This window comes from Leclercia sp. LSNIH8, assembly GCF_002920195.1.
Taxonomy (GTDB): domain Bacteria; phylum Pseudomonadota; class Gammaproteobacteria; order Enterobacterales; family Enterobacteriaceae; genus Enterobacter.
On sequence record NZ_PQJY01000004.1, the window covers coordinates 509838 to 526943 of the forward strand.

Sequence of the window (17106 nt, forward strand, 5' to 3'; positions counted from 1 at the left end):
ATTCGACCTAAATCTCGTCGTGTGGTTATACTGGAGCGAGAAAAATCGCGTCAACTCAACTGCTTATGTGATGTCGATTTTATGACTGAACGGCAAACGGGGTTGATATCCACTCGTGGCGTCGTTATATAAATGTCTCGTCGCCAGTGGAAGGTGAACTCACGCGACGTATTCCTGGAAGAAACAAATTAGGTAAAGGTGAATATGGGTAAAGCTCTCGTTATCGTTGAGTCCCCGGCAAAAGCCAAAACGATCAATAAGTATTTGGGTAGTGACTACGTGGTTAAGTCCAGCGTCGGTCATATCCGCGATCTGCCGACCAGTGGCTCAGCCAAGAAGAGCGCCGACTCTACCTCCACCAAAGGGGCCAAAAAGCCTAAAAAGGATGAACGTAGCGCGCTCGTAAATCGCATGGGAGTTAACCCATGGGATAACTGGCAGGCACAGTACGAAGTACTGCCGGGTAAAGAGAAAGTCGTCTCCGAGCTGAAACAGCTGGCGGAAAAAGCCGACCACATCTATCTCGCAACCGACCTTGACCGCGAAGGGGAGGCCATTGCATGGCACCTGCGGGAGGTGATCGGGGGCGATGACACACGCTATAGCCGCGTAGTGTTTAACGAAATTACTAAAAACGCGATCCGCCAGGCGTTTGAAAAGCCGGGTGAGCTGAATATCGACCGCGTCAACGCTCAGCAGGCGCGCCGCTTTATGGACCGCGTCGTGGGTTACATGGTTTCTCCACTGCTGTGGAAAAAGATTGCGCGTGGCCTCTCCGCAGGCCGCGTACAGTCTGTTGCCGTGCGTCTGGTGGTTGAACGGGAACGCGAAATCAAAGCGTTCGTGCCAGAAGAGTTCTGGGAAGTTGACGCCAGCGTGACCACGCCGGGCGGCGACACCTTGCCGCTGGAAGTGTCGCACCAGAACGATAAGCCGTTCCGTCCTGAAAATCGCGAACAGACCATGGCCGCGGTAGCGCTGCTGGAAAAAGCGCGTTATCAGGTACTGGATCGTGAAGACAAACCGACCAGCAGCAAACCTGGCGCACCGTTTATCACCTCCACATTGCAGCAGGCGGCCAGCACCCGTCTGGGCTATGGCGTGAAAAAAACCATGATGATGGCGCAGCGTCTGTATGAAGCGGGTCACATCACCTATATGCGTACTGACTCCACCAACCTGAGCCAGGATGCCGTCAACATGGTCCGTGATTACATTGGCGACAATTTCGGTAAGAAATACCTGCCGGAAAGCGCCAATCAGTACAACAGCAAAGAGAACTCCCAGGAAGCGCACGAAGCGATTCGTCCTTCTGATGTCTCTGTGCTGGCGGAATCCCTTAAGGACATGGAAGCCGATGCGCAAAAACTGTATCAGCTGATCTGGCGCCAGTTTGTTGCCTGTCAGATGACCCCGGCGCAGTATGACTCCACCACGCTGACCGTCGGCGCGGGCGATTTCCGCCTCAAGGCGCGTGGACGTATCCTGCGTTTCGATGGCTGGACCAAAGTGATGCCAGCGCTGCGTAAAGGTGATGAAGATAAAACCCTGCCAGCGGTCAACGCCGGGGATGAACTTACCCTGATTGAGCTGACCCCGGCCCAGCACTTCACCAAGCCGCCGGCACGCTTCAGCGAAGCCTCACTGGTGAAAGAGCTGGAAAAACGTGGTATCGGTCGTCCGTCGACCTATGCGTCGATCATCTCGACCATTCAGGATCGCGGCTATGTGCGCGCGGAAAACCGCCGTTTCTATGCGGAGAAAATGGGTGAAATCGTCACCGATCGCCTGGAAGATAACTTCCGCGAGCTGATGAACTACGATTTTACCGCGCAGATGGAAAACAGCCTTGACCAGGTGGCTAACCATGAAGCCGAGTGGAAGAAGGTGCTGGACAGCTTCTTCAGCGACTTCACCAAGCAGCTGGATAAAGCGGAAAAAGACCCGGAAGAAGGCGGTATGCAGCCGAACCAGATGGTGCTGACCAGCATCGACTGTCCGACCTGCGGCCGTAAGATGGGGATTCGTACCGCCACGACCGGTGTCTTCCTCGGTTGCTCAGGCTATGCGTTGTCCCCGAAGGAGCGCTGCAAAACCACCATCAACCTGGTGCCGGAAAACGAAGTGCTGAACGTGCTGGAAGGCGACGATGCGGAAACCAACGCATTACGCGCCAAACGCCGCTGCAATAAGTGCGGCACAGCGATGGACAGCTACCTCATCGATCCGAAACGTAAGCTGCATGTCTGTGGTAACAACCCGACCTGCGACGGTTACGAGATTGAAGAGGGTGAGTTCCGCATCAAGGGTTATGACGGTCCGATTGTGGAATGCGAGAAGTGTGGTTCTGAAATGCACCTGAAAATGGGGCGTTTTGGTAAGTACATGGCCTGCACCAATGACGACTGCAAAAACACGCGTAAGATCCTGCGTAACGGTGAAGTGGCTCCGCCGAAGGAAGATCCGGTTCCGTTGCCGGAGCTGCCGTGTGAAAAATCCGATGCGTACTTTGTTCTGCGTGACGGTGCTGCGGGCGTCTTCCTGGCGGCGAACACCTTCCCGAAATCGCGTGAAACACGTGCGCCGCTGGTTGAGGAGCTTTACCGCTTCCGCGATCGCCTGCCAGAAAAACTGCGTTATCTGGCCGATGCACCGCAGCAGGATGCAGAAGGTAATAAGACCGTTGTGCGTTTTAGCCGTAAAACCAAGCAGCAATATGTCGCTGCTGAGAAAGAGGGTAAAGCCACCGGCTGGTCAGCATTTTATGTTGACGGCAAATGGGTTGAAGGCAAGAAATAGCTTTAATTTACGCTAAGTTACCTCAAAAGGGCCGGTATTCCGGCCCTTTTTTATTGCCGGGTTATTATTTTTTGTTCCGGGCTATACAGCAAAGATATAAGTGATATAGTGGTTATAGTTAACCCTTTCTTTATTATCAAATCGTCTTAAGCGATTGCCCGTGTGCGCTAAATCGGATGGTCTGGCATGAAACTACAGCAGCTCCGCTATATCGTTGAGGTGGTCAACCACAACCTTAACGTCTCCTCCACCGCAGAAGGTCTTTACACTTCGCAACCCGGCATCAGTAAGCAGGTACGCATGCTTGAAGATGAGCTGGGGATCCAGATTTTCGCCCGCAGTGGTAAGCACCTTACCCAGGTGACGCCAGCAGGACAGGAGATTATCCGCATCGCCCGCGAAGTGCTGTCGAAGGTCGATGCCATTAAATCCGTTGCCGGAGAGCACACCTGGCCGGATAAAGGCTCGTTATATATCGCCACCACCCACACACAGGCGCGCTACGCGTTGCCAGGGGTGATCAAAGGCTTTATCGAGCGCTATCCTCGCGTCTCGTTGCATATGCATCAGGGCTCGCCGACGCAAATTGCCGAAGCGGTCTCCAAGGGTAATGCGGACTTTGCTATCGCCACCGAGGCGCTGCACCTGTATGACGATCTGGTGATGCTGCCTTGCTATCACTGGAACCGTTCGATTGTGGTGACGCCGGAACATCCGCTGGCGGCAAAAACGTCGGTGTCCATTGAAGAACTGGCGCAGTACCCACTGGTGACGTACACCTTTGGCTTTACGGGCCGCTCGGAACTCGATACCGCCTTTAATCGCGCGGGGCTTACGCCGCGGATCGTCTTTACCGCCACCGATGCCGATGTGATCAAAACCTACGTGCGGCTGGGTCTTGGCGTCGGGGTTATTGCCAGCATGGCGGTGGATCCTGTTGCCGATCCGGATTTAGTGCGTCTGGATACCCAGGGCGTATTCGGCCACAGCACGACCAAAATTGGTTTCCGCCGTAGCACCTTCCTGCGTAGTTATATGTATGATTTTATTCAACGATTTGCGCCACATCTGACCCGTGACGTGGTGGATACGGCGGTGGCGCTGCGCTCTAACGAAGATATCGAAGCGATGTTCAAAGATATCAAGCTGCCAGAAAAATAATAACCTCCGGTATCTTTCCTTCGGGAGAGATACCGTTATTTCTCTTAAGACCTGAATTAAATCCCTCCGATCTGCTTTCATTTCTCACAATAACCATAACGTTACGGCGTTTTTTCATGAGTCAGTTGTAAAAATGTGACAAAAATAGAAAATATTTTGCCGCTATGCAAATCCCACGTTTCATTTATATATTTCCGCTCAAAAGATTAACTATTTCACACCAGACGATTCGTAAATTCACTGGATCTTCGACTAAAGTTTCTTTAGGATTTATCTCAACTACGATTACTTATACCAATTGTTTGGTATTCAAATGATAAGCGAAATCGATTGTATGGGGTTAGCAATGCCGTCAGGACGTCACGAGCCGCAAAGGGACCCAGGACTTAAGCGCAAAGCCTGGCTGGCGGTGTTTCTCGGTTCCACCCTGTTTTGGGTAGTGGTGGCTTTACTTATCTGGAAATTCTGGGGTTAAGCATGGCGGTTCAGGGGCGTAGTGAAGCAGTGAAGCCTGTATGTCAGCAGCGTGACACGCGTCGCAAAGTCCGTAATGGATCTGCAGATAACGTCCCGGCATCCTGGAAGCTGTCGCCTGTGCAACAAGCCTTCATTGATCTCTTCGCAGAAGACGAAGACAAAAAACAATAATTCTTATTATCAGCGCTGAGCGATAATAATCCGATGCGCTTTTGTACTCTTTAATAAATACACATCAGCAATACCGAACTGAGACAAACTCAGCGAGCAATAAATTAATAAAGCGTGGTGCCGCAATGATGAATAATATATCCGGAGCTAAATACTGGTCGTGGATGGCCGCCTTTTCCCTCTCGATCCTCTTCTGGTGCCAGCTAATCTGGCTCACCCTACACTGAACGATGAAAGCCTCGCGCCCGCGGGGCTTTTTTATGCCTTCTTTACACACTGAATTTGTCCATTTGAGTTGTTATCAAATCGTTACGATGATGATGTGTTATCTTTAATTACGGCCCTGATAAAAGTCAGGGCATCGCAATCCCGGTAATTAAGGAGGAGCTTATGTCGTTAACCCTACGCGAAGCCAGTAAGGACACATTGCAGGCTGAGAACAAAACCTATCACTACTACAGCCTGCCACTGGCCGCAAAGGAACTTGGGGATATTGCGCGCTTACCCAAGTCACTTAAAGTGTTACTGGAAAACCTCCTGCGCTGGCAGGATGACCTCTCCGTTACGGCTGAGGATATTCACGCCCTGGCCGGATGGTTGCAGAACGCCCACGCCGACCGGGAGATCGCCTATCGTCCGGCCAGGGTGCTGATGCAGGATTTCACCGGCGTCCCGGCGGTGGTTGATCTGGCGGCGATGCGTGAAGCGGTAAAACGCCTGGGGGGCGATACCGCAAAAGTGAACCCGCTCTCCCCGGTTGACCTGGTTATTGACCACTCGGTGACCGTGGACCATTTTGGCGATGATGATGCGTTTGAAGAGAACGTGCGTCTGGAGATGGAGCGTAACCACGAACGTTATGTGTTTCTCAAGTGGGGCCAGCAGGCATTCAGTCGCTTCAGCGTCGTCCCACCTGGCACCGGTATCTGCCACCAGGTCAATCTGGAGTATCTCGGCAAAGCAGTGTGGAGCGAATTGCAGGATAAGGAGTGGGTGGCCTACCCGGATACGCTGGTCGGCACGGACTCCCATACCACTATGATCAACGGCCTCGGCGTGCTGGGCTGGGGGGTAGGGGGGATCGAAGCTGAGGCCGCCATGCTCGGCCAGCCGGTCTCGATGCTGATCCCGGATGTGGTCGGCTTTAAGCTGACCGGCAAGCTGCGCGAAGGCATCACCGCCACCGACCTGGTGCTCACCGTCACCCAGATGCTGCGTAAGCACGGCGTGGTAGGTAAATTTGTAGAATTCTATGGTGACGGCCTCGACTCTCTGCCGCTGGCAGACCGGGCCACTATCGCCAATATGGCGCCTGAATATGGCGCGACCTGCGGTTTCTTCCCCATTGACGGCGTGACGCTGGAGTATATGCGCCTCAGCGGGCGCAGCAGTGAGCAGGTCGCGCTGGTGGAAGCCTACGCCAAAGCACAGGGGATGTGGCGTAATCCGGGCGATGAACCGGTGTTCACCAGCACCCTGGCGCTGGATATGGGCGAGGTTGAAGCCAGCGTCGCCGGGCCGAAGCGTCCCCAGGACCGGGTGGCTTTGCCGGATGTGCCTAAGGCGTTTGCCGCCAGCACTGAACTGGAGGTCAACACCGCACAGAAGGATCGCCGTCCTATTGATTACGTCATGAACGGCCAGCAGTACCAGCTCCCGGACGGCGCGGTTGCGATCGCGGCCATCACCTCCTGCACCAACACCTCGAACCCCAGCATCCTGATGGCGGCGGGGCTACTGGCGAAAAAAGCCGTTACCCTCGGCCTGAAACGTCAGCCGTGGGTCAAAGCCTCGCTGGCGCCTGGCTCGAAAGTGGTCTCCGATTACCTGGCGCAGGCTCGCCTGACGCCATATCTTGATGAGCTGGGCTTTAACCTGGTAGGGTACGGGTGTACCACCTGTATCGGTAACTCCGGGCCGCTGCCGGAACCTATCGAGACAGCAATCAAGCAGGGTGATTTGACGGTAGGGGCGGTGCTCTCGGGCAACCGTAACTTTGAAGGTCGTATCCATCCGCTGATTAAAACCAACTGGCTGGCCTCTCCGCCGCTGGTGGTGGCTTATGCCCTGGCGGGCAATATGAATATCAATCTGGCAACCGATCCGCTAGGATACGATCGCAAAGGGGATCCGGTTTATCTGAAAGATATCTGGCCGTCGGCACAGGAAATTGCTCTTGCGGTTGAAAAAGTTTCCACCGACATGTTCCGCAAGGAGTACGCTGAAGTGTTTGAAGGCACGCCTGAGTGGAAAACCATTGAAGTGGCGCGCTCAGATACCTACAGCTGGCAGGATGACTCCACCTACATCCGTCTGTCGCCTTTCTTTGACGAGATGCTGGCGGAACCCAAACCGCTGGAAGATATCCACGGCGCGCGCGTACTGGCCATCCTTGGTGATTCGGTGACCACCGACCATATCTCCCCGGCAGGCAGTATCAAGGCGGATAGCCCGGCAGGGCGTTACCTCCAGAGTCGTGGGGTAGAGCGGCGTGATTTTAACTCCTACGGTTCGCGTCGCGGCAACCATGAAGTGATGATGCGTGGCACCTTCGCCAATATTCGTATCCGCAACGAGATGGTGCCTGGGGTGGAAGGCGGAATGACGCGCCATCTGCCCGGAACCGAAGTGATCTCGATTTACGATGCCGCCATGAAGTATCAGCAGGAGGGCACGCCTCTGGCGGTGATAGCCGGGAAAGAGTACGGCTCCGGATCAAGCCGCGACTGGGCAGCTAAAGGACCCAGACTGCTTGGTGTACGCGTCGTTATCGCCGAATCGTTTGAGCGTATCCACCGTTCAAACCTGATCGGGATGGGGATTTTACCCCTGGAGTTCCCGCAGGGGGTATCGCGTAAAACGCTGGGGCTGACGGGTGAGGAGCGCATTGATATTGCGGATCTGCAGAACCTGACGCCTGGCGCCACCGTGCCGGTCAAACTGACGCGAGTCGATGGACAAACCGAGGTGGTGAACTGCCGCTGCCGTATCGATACTGCGACGGAGCTCACCTACTACCAGAACGACGGCATTTTGCACTATGTCATTCGTAATATGCTGAACTAAAAGAAAATCAGCCCGGTATAAATTGCCGGGCTGTTGTTTTTACTTGTTAAGCAGATGGCCTAGCTTGGCCGCTTTGGTATCCAGATAGTGTTCGTTTTTCGGGTTACGCCCCACAATCAGCGGCACACGTTCAACGATGTTGATCCCGGCTTCGGTCAGGATCTCCACCTTACGCGGGTTATTGGTTAGCAGACGTACTTCATCGACGCCCAGCAGCTTGAACATATCCGCGCACAGGGTGAAATCACGTTCATCGGCAGCAAAGCCCAACTGGTGATTAGCTTCAACGGTATCGTAGCCTTGATCCTGCAACGCATAGGCGCGGATCTTATTCAGCAGACCGATGTTGCGGCCCTCCTGACGGTGATACAGCAGAATGCCCCGGCCCTCTTCGGCGATGCGCGACAGGGCAGCTTCAAGTTGAAAACCACAATCGCAGCGCAGGCTAAACAGGGCATCACCCGTAAGACACTCGGAATGAACGCGAGCCAGAACCGGCGTCTGCCCGGACGTATCGCCGAAGACTAACGCGACATGATCCTGCCCGGTTGCCAGTTCTTCAAAGCCCACCATCAGGAAATCGCCCCATGGGGTTGGCAGATTGGCTTCTGCCACACGTTTAAGCTGCATGTGATTCTCCAGAAAATGCTGACACGCCTTGTGTCTGTTGCCTGTTTGGCTGTCGGTATGTTCTTATTTTGCCACAAGCTGCACGGGTTCACCTAATCACTGCCGGCTTAACGAACGTTAAACGCACAATCCGACATTTTTACGCAGCTCTGATTTTTCGGTTATGATTGTGGGGCTTATCGAAAAAAGGAGACGACATGCTTTCAATAGCCCGCCGTACGGCGGTTGGTGCAGGGATATTGCTTGTAATGCCTGTGGCGGTGTGGATATCAGGCTGGGAGTGGCAGCCTGGTACGAACAGCGCATGGTTGAAGGCGCTGTTCTGGGTAACCGAGACGGTCACTCAACCTTGGGGCATTATTACGCATACGCTATTGTGCGGCTGGTTTTTGTGGTGCCTGCGTTTTCGTTTGCGGGCCGCCATTATGCTGTTTGCCATTCTCGCTGGCGTGATCCTGATCGGCCAGGGGCTCAAATCCTGGGTGAAAGATCGGGTTCAGGAGCCGCGTCCATTTGTCGTCTGGCTGGAAAAAACTCACCATGTTCCGGTCGACGACTTCTACAATTTAAAGCGTAAGGAACGCGGTGAGCTGGTGAAAGAACAGCTTAGTGAACAACAGGCTGTCCCGACATTCTTACGCAAGCACTGGCAAAAAGAGACCGGATTTGCCTTTCCGTCCGGACACACGATGTTCGCCGCAAGTTGGGCGTTGCTGGGGGTAGGGCTGCTGTGGCCGCGTCGACGCACGTTGACCATCGCCGTTCTGCTGGTCTGGGCGACGGGCGTGATGGGAAGCCGCCTGCTGCTCGGTATGCACTGGCCGCGGGACCTGGTGGTAGCCACCCTGATGTCGTGGCTGCTGATTACCTGTGCCACCTGGCTTGCCCAGCGCGTCTGCGGTCCGCTCACGCCGCCGGTAGAAGAGAAGCGGGAAATTGCCGACAGAGAGCAAGAAAGCTGACTGAGGTTGAAATTATTATATTAAGCCGCAGATCAGAACGTGGCGCGACGCTTTTTCCGTTTCGCGCCCGTCCTGAAAATGGTAGTTTATAAGGCTGGTTACGCTATGGTGAACGCTCTTTATTCGCTTAAACCACATAACGGGAAGTAATGTGAAATATTTACTCATTTTCTTACTGGTGTTGGCGATTTTTGTCATTTCCGTCACATTGGGTGCGCAAAACGATCAACAGGTAACGTTTAATTATCTGCTGGCGCAAGGCGAATATCGGATATCCAGCCTCCTGGCGGTTCTGTTTGCTGCAGGGTTTGTTATCGGCTGGCTGATTTGCGGTCTGTTCTGGCTTAAAGTTCGGGTATCACTCGCCCGGGCGGAACGAAAAATTAAACGTCTTGAAAACCAAATTGCGCCTCCGGCCGACGTTCCGGTAAGTTCAGGTGTGCCGGTAGCGAAGGAATAATCTAAGATGCTGGAGTTGTTGTTTCTGCTTTTGCCTGTAGCCGCAGCCTATGGCTGGTATATGGGCCGCAGAAGTGCGCAACAAACAAAGCAGGATGAGGCGAACCGTCTTTCACGCGACTACGTCGCCGGGGTTAACTTCCTTCTGAGCAACCAACAGGATAAAGCGGTCGATCTGTTCCTTGAGATGTTGAAAGAGGATACCGGGACCGTTGAAGCCCACCTTACGCTCGGTAATCTGTTCCGCTCCCGCGGTGAAGTCGACCGCGCCATCCGCATCCACCAGACCTTAATGGAGAGCGCCTCATTAACCTATGAGCAGCGTTTGCTGGCGGTACAACAGCTGGGCCGTGACTACATGGCGGCCGGTCTCTACGATCGCGCCGAAGAGATGTTCAAGCAGCTGGTGGATGAAACCGATTTTCGCATCAGCGCCCTGCAGCAGTTGCTGCAGATTTATCAGGCCACCAGTGAATGGCAGAAAGCGATCGACGTTGCTGAACGTCTGGTGAAGCTTGGTAAAGATAAACAGCGCGTTGAAATTGGCCACTTCTACTGCGAACTCGCCCTGCAGCAGATGGGCAGCGAAGATATGGACAAAGCCATGGCGCTTCTTCGCAAGGGTGCCGCCGCGGATCGCAGCAGCGCGCGCGTCTCCATCATGATGGGGCGCGTCTATATGGCGAAAGGGGATTACCAAAAGGCGGTGGAGAGTCTGCTCCGGGTTATCGATCAGGATAAAGAGCTGGTCAGCGAAACCCTGGAGATGTTGCAAACCTGCTATCAGCAGCTGGATATGACCTCAGAGTGGGTGGCTTTCTTGCGTCGTTGCGTGGAAGAGAACACCGGGGCGACAGCGGAGCTGATGCTGGCGGATGTGGTTCAGGAACACGAAGGCAGTGATACGGCGCAGGTGTACATTACCCGTCAGCTGCAGCGCCATCCCACCATGCGTGTCTTCCATAAGCTGATGGATTATCACCTGAACGAGGCAGAAGAGGGGCGCGCCAAAGAGAGCCTGATGGTGCTGCGGGACATGGTAGGCGAACAGGTGCGCAGCAAGCCGCGCTATCGCTGCCAGAAGTGCGGTTTTACGGCCTATACCCTCTACTGGCACTGTCCGTCATGCCGCGCCTGGTCCACCATTAAGCCAATTCGCGGCCTCGATGGGCAGTAATTTTTAAAAAGCCTTGTTTTAGTTACAACATACTAATTAAAGTTTGACACAATGGGCCTGTGCGCGCTGTGGTCCGGCAGGAATAAAAATGTAACCTGTTAATTTTTGTGGTGCGCAGGTAGAATGCTCGCCGTTTAACATTCCCGCGCCGATGCGGCGCCCATCGACGAGAAGGTCCGGTCATGACGTCTGTAGCTTCATCTTCCTCCTGCGTAGTTACTGAATCTCCTGTTGTTGTCGCTCTGGATTACAACAATCGCGACAATGCCCTGGCGTTCGTTGATCGTATTGATCCGCAAGACTGCCGCCTGAAAATCGGTAAAGAGATGTTCACGCTCTTTGGACCGCAAATTGTTCGGGATATGCAGCAGCGCGGATTTGATGTTTTTCTGGATCTGAAATTCCACGATATTCCTAACACCACGGCCCATGCGGTAGCCGCAGCGGCTGAGCTGGGGGTCTGGATGGTGAACGTTCACGCCTCCGGCGGGGCGCGTATGATGACCGCCGCTCGCGAAGCGCTGTTACCCTTTGGTAACGATGCCCCATTGCTGATTGCCGTTACCGTGCTGACCAGCATGGAAGCCAGCGATCTGCTGGACCTTGGCGTGACGTTGTCACCGGCAGAGCATGCCGAACGTCTGGCTCGCCTGACGCACTCCTGCGGCCTTGATGGTGTCGTCTGCTCTGCTCAGGAAGCCGTTCGCTTCAAAAGTGTTATCGGACAGGATTTCAAGCTGGTCACGCCGGGCATCCGTCCCCAGGGGAGCGATGCAGGCGATCAGCGCCGCATTATGACCCCGGAACAGGCGCTGGCGGCGGGCGTGGACTATATGGTTATTGGTCGGCCGGTCACCCAGTCAGCCGATCCGGCACAAACCCTTAAAGCTATCAACGCATCACTTCAGAAGGGGGCGTAATGCGCGACACTAACAGCCGCCTGGTCTATTCGACAGAAACCGGGCGCATTGATGAGCCAAAAGAGGTTGCTGAGCGACCAAAAGGTGATGGCATTGTACGAATTCAACGCCAGACCAGCGGACGTAAAGGGAAGGGCGTATCGCTGATCACCGGAATTGATGCCGACGATGCCACTCTGACCCAGATTGCCGCAGAATTGAAGAAAAAATGCGGATGCGGCGGGTCAGTTAAAGATGGCGTTATTGAGATTCAGGGCGACAAACGGGATCTCATTAAATCCCTGCTGGAGGCCAAAGGGATGAAAGTGAAATTAGCGGGCGGTTAACGCACCGCCAAAACAAATAAGCCACGGTCGAAACCGTGGCTTACTGTTTTTATTTTGAGATAGCGCCAGAAACAACAGGGCGTTATCAAATGACTGCGGTGGCAATCGGTAGGTTATTTAACCTGGTGACCGATGATCCCACCCACTGCAGCACCACCCAGGGTACCCAGCGTGCTACCGTCAGTTAAGACGGAACCACCAATTGCACCAGCACCCGCACCAATCGCGGTATTACGGTCTTGTCTGCTCATGCCGGAGCACGCGCTCAGGGATAATGCCAGCGTAACGGCCAGCATAGCAGCGGATAATTTTTTGCTGTTAAAGGTCATAATTCATTCTCCTGAAGTATTGATCCACGGAAATCATTTCGCTTAAATGGCTAAGAATCCCCTCAAGCGCGTTATTCCATGAAACTTGATTGCGCAGGCGTTACAAGATCACGCAGGTGATAGTTACTTCCTGTTATATCGCTAACAATAATTTTACGTCTTTATTACTGATCCGACAGGTAAATAGTCTTAAACGGGGGTTCAGAAAAGTCTCAGAGCGAAGGGGCAGAAAAATGACGCCCGATATTCGGGCGTTAGAGTAGGGTCAGGCGGGTTTTTTAACGATATCGACGGTTAAGCCGTCTTGCTGCAGAGTGGCGATATGGGCTTGTTTAATGCCCTCGTCGGTAATCACCCGGCTAAAGCGCGAGACCGGGCCCATGGTATAAGGGTGAACCGCGCCGAATTTTGAGCTGTCGGTGAGCACAATGGTTTCGCCGCCTTTCTCCAGCACCGCGTTCACCACATCCGAGCGCATCATGTCCCGCCCGGTGAAGCCGGTATCAGGCTGCCAGCCATCAATGCCGATGAAAGCCTTGCTGAAATGGACCTGCTGCACATACTGACGCGTAAGCGGGCCAACCATACTTTCGCTTTTTTTCTGGTAGATGCCGCCGAGTAAAATCACTTCGCTACGCGTCTCCTTCAGAAGATGCGCGATGTAGCTGCTTACCGTCACGATGGTGACCTCTTCCTTCTGGTCGGCCAGCGTGCGCGCGAGCAGGGCATTGCAGCTGCCGTTCTCGATAAACACCATTTCGCCATTATTCACCAGCGATGCCGCAAACTCCGCCAGCTCACGTTTCAGCGCATAGTTGTTCATCATGCGCGTTTCAACATCTTCGCTGTCCAGCGGGACGGCGTAACCGTGCGCGCGACGGAGGTAGCTCATTTTTTCCAGAAGATTGAGGTCCTGGCGGATGGTGACCTCTGACACGCCGGTTGCTTTTGCCAGATCAACGACACTCACACGCCCTGTGTCGATCACCATCTGTAATATTATTTGTTGTCGGGAGTTCATAGCATCCATATTAAAACGGCATGGCCGTTAGTTGAAAACTGACTTAAACACGAGAGGTGGATCGAGCCTTAAACTTCCCATGGGGATTTAGGCGACACTGCACCCGGGTTTTTCTGCTCGCCCGCCAGGGTCAGTAATTCTGATTTTAATATCTCGAGATTACGAAGAGCAGAGTTCACATCGCCTGCGACCAGAATATCCAGCACAGTATCAATACGTTGCGCCACTTTCAGTGCATCGATATCAGACATAATCTCATCCCTAAATGAAAAGTGAATAAATTCAATGATGCAGAAATTGAAGGCAAAAGAGAAGGGAAAAAGTGAGCTAACGAAAGCCCATTAATGGTAGTGATATTTTGATGCTTCTTTATACGTAGGAATTTTGTAGTGGATTAGTCTAACTCTGCGCGCAAGGCGCTTTTTTCTATGAGGAATTAGACTATGACAATTATCAATCAGGCTACCTGTAAACTGTTCACTGATTCTGCACGATTTACCCAGCTCGCCGGCTATTACGAGGAGGAGAGACGTACCGTGTGGATGATGTTACGGGCCCAGCCGCGTCCCTGCTTCAATCATGCGCTTATAGAGGAGATTATGAACCTGTCGTGGCTGGTACGGCAGTCCGGGTTTGAGGTTGATTTCTGGGTGACCGGTTCGCTGGTGCCCGATATGTATAATACGGGCGGCGATTTACGCTTCTTTGTCGAGTGCATTGAAAACGGTCGTCGGGAAGCGCTTCGGGCCTATGCCCGCGCCTGCGTGGACTGTGTCCACGCCGCATCGCGGGGATTTGATACCGGGGCGATCACCCTGTCGATGGTAGAGGGCAGTGCCCTTGGGGGTGGCTTTGAAGCGGCGCTCGCGCACCACTTTTTACTGGCGCAACGGGATGCCCGCCTGGGGTTTCCTGAAATCGCTTTTAACCTGTTCCCTGGGATGGGAGGCTACTCGCTGGTCGCCCGCCGCTCTGGTATGAAACTGGCAGAAGAGTTGATCTACAAAGGGGAGTCGCACACTGCGGAATGGTATGAGCAGCAGGGTCTGGTGGATGTGCTGTTCGAACCCGGTCAGGGCTACGTGGCGACACGGACCTTCATCGACACGTTACAACCCAAGATGAATGGCGTCAGAGCCATGTTGCGCGCCCGCCAGCGGGTATTGCAGCTGCCGCGCAGTGAGCTGATGGACATCACGGAAGATTGGGTAGATGCCGCATTCTGCCTGCAACCTAAGGACGTGGCCTATATGCAGCGGCTGGTGCTGTTGCAGGACCGCCACACGGCATCGGGCCTGCGTAAAGCCAGCTAGCGCGCATTCCGTGACTGATAACGTTTAAACCATCGCTCGAAAGCGACAGCGGGCATGGGTTTAGCAAACAGAAATCCCTGTCGTTCATTGACGCCGTTCTTCGTCAGAAAGGCGTCTTCTTTCGCACTCTCCACCCCTTCGGCAATCACCTGCAAATTCAGCGCCTGAGCGACTGCAACGATTGCGCGAACCAGCGACTGCGACACCGACTGCTTATGAATATCCCGGACAAATGCCTGGTCGAGCTTAATGGCATCGATGGGAAAACGCGCCAGCTGCGACAGCGACGAATAACCGGTTCCGAAATCATCAAGGTGGATCTGCGCCCCCAGCTGGCTGAACTGCTGGATCACCGACAGTGCCAGCTCTTCGTTTTCAATCAGACAGCTTTCGGTCAGCTCGACATCAATAGGGCAGTATTCAAAATTGAGATCCTTAAGCGCCTGTTTCAGATCGCTGAAAATCGTCTGGTCTGCCAGCTGGCGGGCCGAAACGTTGACCGCCACGCGTAAATTGATGCCTTTATCGCGCCATTTGGCCACCTGGCGCACCACATCCAGCATCACCCAACGCCCGAGCGGAACGATCAGTCCGGACTCTTCGGCGTAGGAGATAAACTCCAGCGGCGGGATCAGTCCGCGCTCCGGAGACTGCCAACGCACCAGCGCTTCGAGGGTTCTCACCTCGCCACGCCAGGTAATTTTGGGCTGGTAGTGGATCACCAGCTGGTCATTGTCCAGCGCCTTGCGCAGGTTGGTGTCCAGCCACAGATATTCAAATACGCGCTGATTCATTTCCGGGGAGAAAACGCAGAACTTGCCGCGGCCATTCTCTTTCGCGGTATACATGGCGGTATCGGCGTTGCGTATCACGCTTTCCCGATCGGTGCCGTGCTGGGGTGCGAGGGAGATCCCCAGCGAACAGCCGGTGTAGACTTCAATTAAACCAATCCGGAAAGGCTGACGCAGGCGGGTAAGGATCCGCGAAGCCATAGCTTCTAGCGCACCCTGTGACGTACCGGTTGCCAGCACGATAAACTCGTCGCCACCCAGACGCGCCTGCCCGTCCTCCAGACAACTGAGGATAGCCAGCGCCACCGCCTGCAGCAGCTGATCGCCAAACATATGCCCGTAGGCATCATTCACTTTTTTGAAATTATCGAGGTCAAGATAGACCACGCCCACCTGACCATCGCCACGGGTTTCTATCGCTTCGCTGATCAGATCGTGGATAGCGTTGCGGTTTGGCAGGCCGGTAATGGTGTCGGTATTGGCAAGTACACGAAGACGTTCCTGGGCACGGCGTTCTTCAGTAATATCCGTACCGGAACAGATAAGGAATATTTCATTTTTTCCGCTGCCGCTGTGCACGAATTTATTCCGGAATAAAAACAAACGCTGCCCTTTACGGGTTTTAATCCAGCGTTCCACTTCATAGGAGCTGCCGTCCCGAAAAAAACCGCTGATATTACGCCGGGAAGCCGCTGCCTCGCTGCGGCTCATAAACAGTTTAAAGACGTTCTGACCAATAACTTCATGTTCTTTCATCCCGGTATATTCTTCGCTCAGGCGGTTGAAGCGTTGAATATTGCCGTGCCGGTCGAGAATAACGATGACCGAGTTGGCCTCTGAAACCACCTGCTCGGCAAAGGATAACCCCTGCGCCAGGTCGCGGGCGACAGAAGGGGTGTCGTTCCAGGCGGAGGCGGTACCGGTCCACTCTTTTTTATTGATCTTACGTCCCACAAGGTGCACTGGCACCTCGGTTCCGTACAGGGAGAGCGTCATGGTAATGCTGGAGGTAATAACCGTCATCTGGCGAATGCTGTTGGCCTGCTCGTCATTCAGCGCCACAACCTGTGTGGTATCGGCGCTTTCGCTGGCCGCAAGATGGAGCGCGTTACTGTCCGCCGTCAGCCGCCACCAGGGACTGTGGGTGCCCATGTAACGAAACAGCAAATTTTGCTCCAGATCGTCAATCATGCTCTCTCCCAGGCGCACTTAATTGCACACATTGTGCATTTTCAGTCGGTTTTACCGTGCTTAAATAGCGGTAAGCCCGAACTAAACTTATTGTTTTTTCCCAGTATTCTTATATTAGAACGAGATTAGCAAAAAAGGATACAGGCGAATGAATATTCCGGTGACACGTTAAAGCATTCACCAGACTGTCATGAATAAGTGTGATCGCTTTTCGCAATTTAGGGGAGAAAAAGATAAGGAAAAATGATGAATTTGACGTTAACGCAAAAAAAAGCCGGTTCCCTCAAATGAGGTGAACCGACTTTTAGGCAGT

General features: G+C 53.8%; 16 protein-coding genes. 11 read left to right on the plus strand and 5 right to left on the minus strand.

Annotated features, from left to right (window positions below):
* Positions 1-204 precede the first annotated feature (204 nt).
* From topA to acnA, 5 genes are all read left to right on the plus strand, one after another.
* Positions 205-2799, plus strand: a complete 2595-nt coding sequence (gene topA, locus C3406_RS14530) for a type I DNA topoisomerase (protein ID WP_103822246.1) — start codon at positions 205-207, stop codon at positions 2797-2799.
* A gap of 186 nt (positions 2800-2985) precedes the next feature.
* Positions 2986-3960 (plus strand): HTH-type transcriptional regulator CysB, encoded by a 975-nt coding sequence (gene cysB, locus C3406_RS14540; RefSeq protein WP_032611190.1) that lies wholly within the window; start codon positions 2986-2988, stop codon positions 3958-3960.
* A 334-nt stretch (positions 3961-4294) separates the two neighbouring features.
* A complete protein-coding gene (locus tag C3406_RS14545; protein ID WP_220436256.1) occupies positions 4295-4435 on the plus strand; it encodes a YmiA family putative membrane protein in 141 nt (46 codons plus the stop codon).
* 298 nt (positions 4436-4733) lie between these two features.
* Positions 4734-4835 carry a small membrane protein YmiC gene (gene ymiC, locus C3406_RS26515; RefSeq protein WP_231604113.1) on the plus strand — a complete coding sequence of 34 codons (102 nt, stop codon included), beginning with the start codon at positions 4734-4736 and terminating at the stop codon, positions 4833-4835.
* A gap of 163 nt (positions 4836-4998) precedes the next feature.
* On the plus strand, positions 4999-7674 hold the full coding sequence (gene acnA, locus C3406_RS14550) for an aconitate hydratase AcnA (protein WP_103822244.1): 2676 nt from the start codon (positions 4999-5001) through the stop codon (positions 7672-7674).
* 39 nt (positions 7675-7713) lie between these two features.
* Here the strand turns inward: acnA and ribA are convergent, their stop codons facing one another.
* Complete coding sequence (gene ribA, locus C3406_RS14555; RefSeq protein WP_168192025.1) at positions 7714-8304, minus strand: GTP cyclohydrolase II; 591 nt, start codon at positions 8302-8304, stop codon at positions 7714-7716.
* Between the two features lie 197 nt (positions 8305-8501).
* Between ribA and pgpB the strand changes: the two genes are divergently transcribed.
* The 5 genes from pgpB to yciH all read left to right on the plus strand — a co-directional run bounded on the left by pgpB (position 8502) and on the right by yciH (position 12148).
* Positions 8502-9266 (plus strand): phosphatidylglycerophosphatase B, encoded by a 765-nt coding sequence (gene pgpB / locus C3406_RS14560; RefSeq protein WP_103822243.1) that lies wholly within the window; start codon positions 8502-8504, stop codon positions 9264-9266.
* A gap of 151 nt (positions 9267-9417) precedes the next feature.
* Complete coding sequence (locus tag C3406_RS14565) at positions 9418-9726, plus strand: LapA family protein (protein WP_103822242.1); 309 nt, start codon at positions 9418-9420, stop codon at positions 9724-9726.
* A gap of 6 nt (positions 9727-9732) precedes the next feature.
* Entirely contained in the window at positions 9733-10902 is a 1170-nt protein-coding gene (lapB, locus tag C3406_RS14570) for a lipopolysaccharide assembly protein LapB (RefSeq protein WP_103822241.1), read from the plus strand.
* A gap of 182 nt (positions 10903-11084) precedes the next feature.
* Positions 11085-11822, plus strand: a complete 738-nt coding sequence (gene pyrF / locus C3406_RS14575; protein WP_103822240.1) for an orotidine-5'-phosphate decarboxylase — start codon at positions 11085-11087, stop codon at positions 11820-11822.
* Complete coding sequence (gene yciH / locus C3406_RS14580; RefSeq protein WP_103179880.1) at positions 11822-12148, plus strand: stress response translation initiation inhibitor YciH; 327 nt, start codon at positions 11822-11824, stop codon at positions 12146-12148. Before pyrF ends, yciH begins: the two co-directional genes overlap by 1 nt.
* Positions 12149-12261: 113 nt before the next feature.
* Here the strand turns inward: yciH and osmB are convergent, their stop codons facing one another.
* From osmB to yciZ, 3 genes are all read right to left on the minus strand, one after another.
* Positions 12262-12477, minus strand: coding sequence for an osmotically-inducible lipoprotein OsmB (gene osmB / locus C3406_RS14585; protein ID WP_103179879.1), 216 nt, complete (start codon positions 12475-12477; stop codon positions 12262-12264).
* 265 nt (positions 12478-12742) lie between these two features.
* Positions 12743-13498, minus strand: a complete 756-nt coding sequence (gene yciT / locus C3406_RS14590) for a DNA-binding transcriptional regulator YciT (protein WP_103822239.1) — start codon at positions 13496-13498, stop codon at positions 12743-12745.
* Positions 13499-13566: 68 nt separating this feature from the next.
* On the minus strand, positions 13567-13749 hold the full coding sequence (gene yciZ, locus C3406_RS14595) for a protein YciZ/DeoL (protein ID WP_103822238.1): 183 nt from the start codon (positions 13747-13749) through the stop codon (positions 13567-13569).
* Between the two features lie 192 nt (positions 13750-13941).
* Here yciZ and C3406_RS14600 point away from each other — a divergent pair, with 192 nt between their 5' ends.
* Entirely contained in the window at positions 13942-14811 is an 870-nt protein-coding gene (locus C3406_RS14600) for a crotonase/enoyl-CoA hydratase family protein (RefSeq protein ID WP_103179876.1), read from the plus strand.
* Here C3406_RS14600 and pdeR read toward each other — a convergent pair.
* Entirely contained in the window at positions 14808-16793 is a 1986-nt protein-coding gene (gene pdeR, locus C3406_RS14605) for a cyclic di-GMP phosphodiesterase (protein WP_103822237.1), read from the minus strand. The two genes, C3406_RS14600 and pdeR, sit on opposite strands and share 4 nt — an antisense overlap.
* Positions 16794-17106: the final 313 nt, after the last annotated feature.

What these genes read in the sequence shown, in the direction of transcription:
- topA (WP_103822246.1), top strand. Translation starts at nt 205, where the DNA reads ATGGGTAAAGCTCTCGTTATCGTTGAGTCCCCGGCAAAAGCCAAAACG.
- cysB (WP_032611190.1), top strand. Translation starts at nt 2,986, where the DNA reads ATGAAACTACAGCAGCTCCGCTATATCGTTGAGGTGGTCAACCACAAC.
- C3406_RS14545 (WP_220436256.1), top strand. Translation starts at nt 4,295, where the DNA reads ATGGGGTTAGCAATGCCGTCAGGACGTCACGAGCCGCAAAGGGACCCA.
- ymiC (WP_231604113.1), top strand. Translation starts at nt 4,734, where the DNA reads ATGATGAATAATATATCCGGAGCTAAATACTGGTCGTGGATGGCCGCC.
- acnA (WP_103822244.1), top strand. Translation starts at nt 4,999, where the DNA reads ATGTCGTTAACCCTACGCGAAGCCAGTAAGGACACATTGCAGGCTGAG.
- ribA (WP_168192025.1), bottom strand. Translation starts at nt 8,304, where the DNA reads ATGCAGCTTAAACGTGTGGCAGAAGCCAATCTGCCAACCCCATGGGGC.
- pgpB (WP_103822243.1), top strand. Translation starts at nt 8,502, where the DNA reads ATGCTTTCAATAGCCCGCCGTACGGCGGTTGGTGCAGGGATATTGCTT.
- lapB (WP_103822241.1), top strand. Translation starts at nt 9,733, where the DNA reads ATGCTGGAGTTGTTGTTTCTGCTTTTGCCTGTAGCCGCAGCCTATGGC.
- pyrF (WP_103822240.1), top strand. Translation starts at nt 11,085, where the DNA reads ATGACGTCTGTAGCTTCATCTTCCTCCTGCGTAGTTACTGAATCTCCT.
- yciH (WP_103179880.1), top strand. Translation starts at nt 11,822, where the DNA reads ATGCGCGACACTAACAGCCGCCTGGTCTATTCGACAGAAACCGGGCGC.
- osmB (WP_103179879.1), bottom strand. Translation starts at nt 12,477, where the DNA reads ATGACCTTTAACAGCAAAAAATTATCCGCTGCTATGCTGGCCGTTACG.
- yciT (WP_103822239.1), bottom strand. Translation starts at nt 13,498, where the DNA reads ATGAACTCCCGACAACAAATAATATTACAGATGGTGATCGACACAGGG.
- yciZ (WP_103822238.1), bottom strand. Translation starts at nt 13,749, where the DNA reads ATGTCTGATATCGATGCACTGAAAGTGGCGCAACGTATTGATACTGTG.
- C3406_RS14600 (WP_103179876.1), top strand. Translation starts at nt 13,942, where the DNA reads ATGACAATTATCAATCAGGCTACCTGTAAACTGTTCACTGATTCTGCA.
- pdeR (WP_103822237.1), bottom strand. Translation starts at nt 16,793, where the DNA reads ATGATTGACGATCTGGAGCAAAATTTGCTGTTTCGTTACATGGGCACC.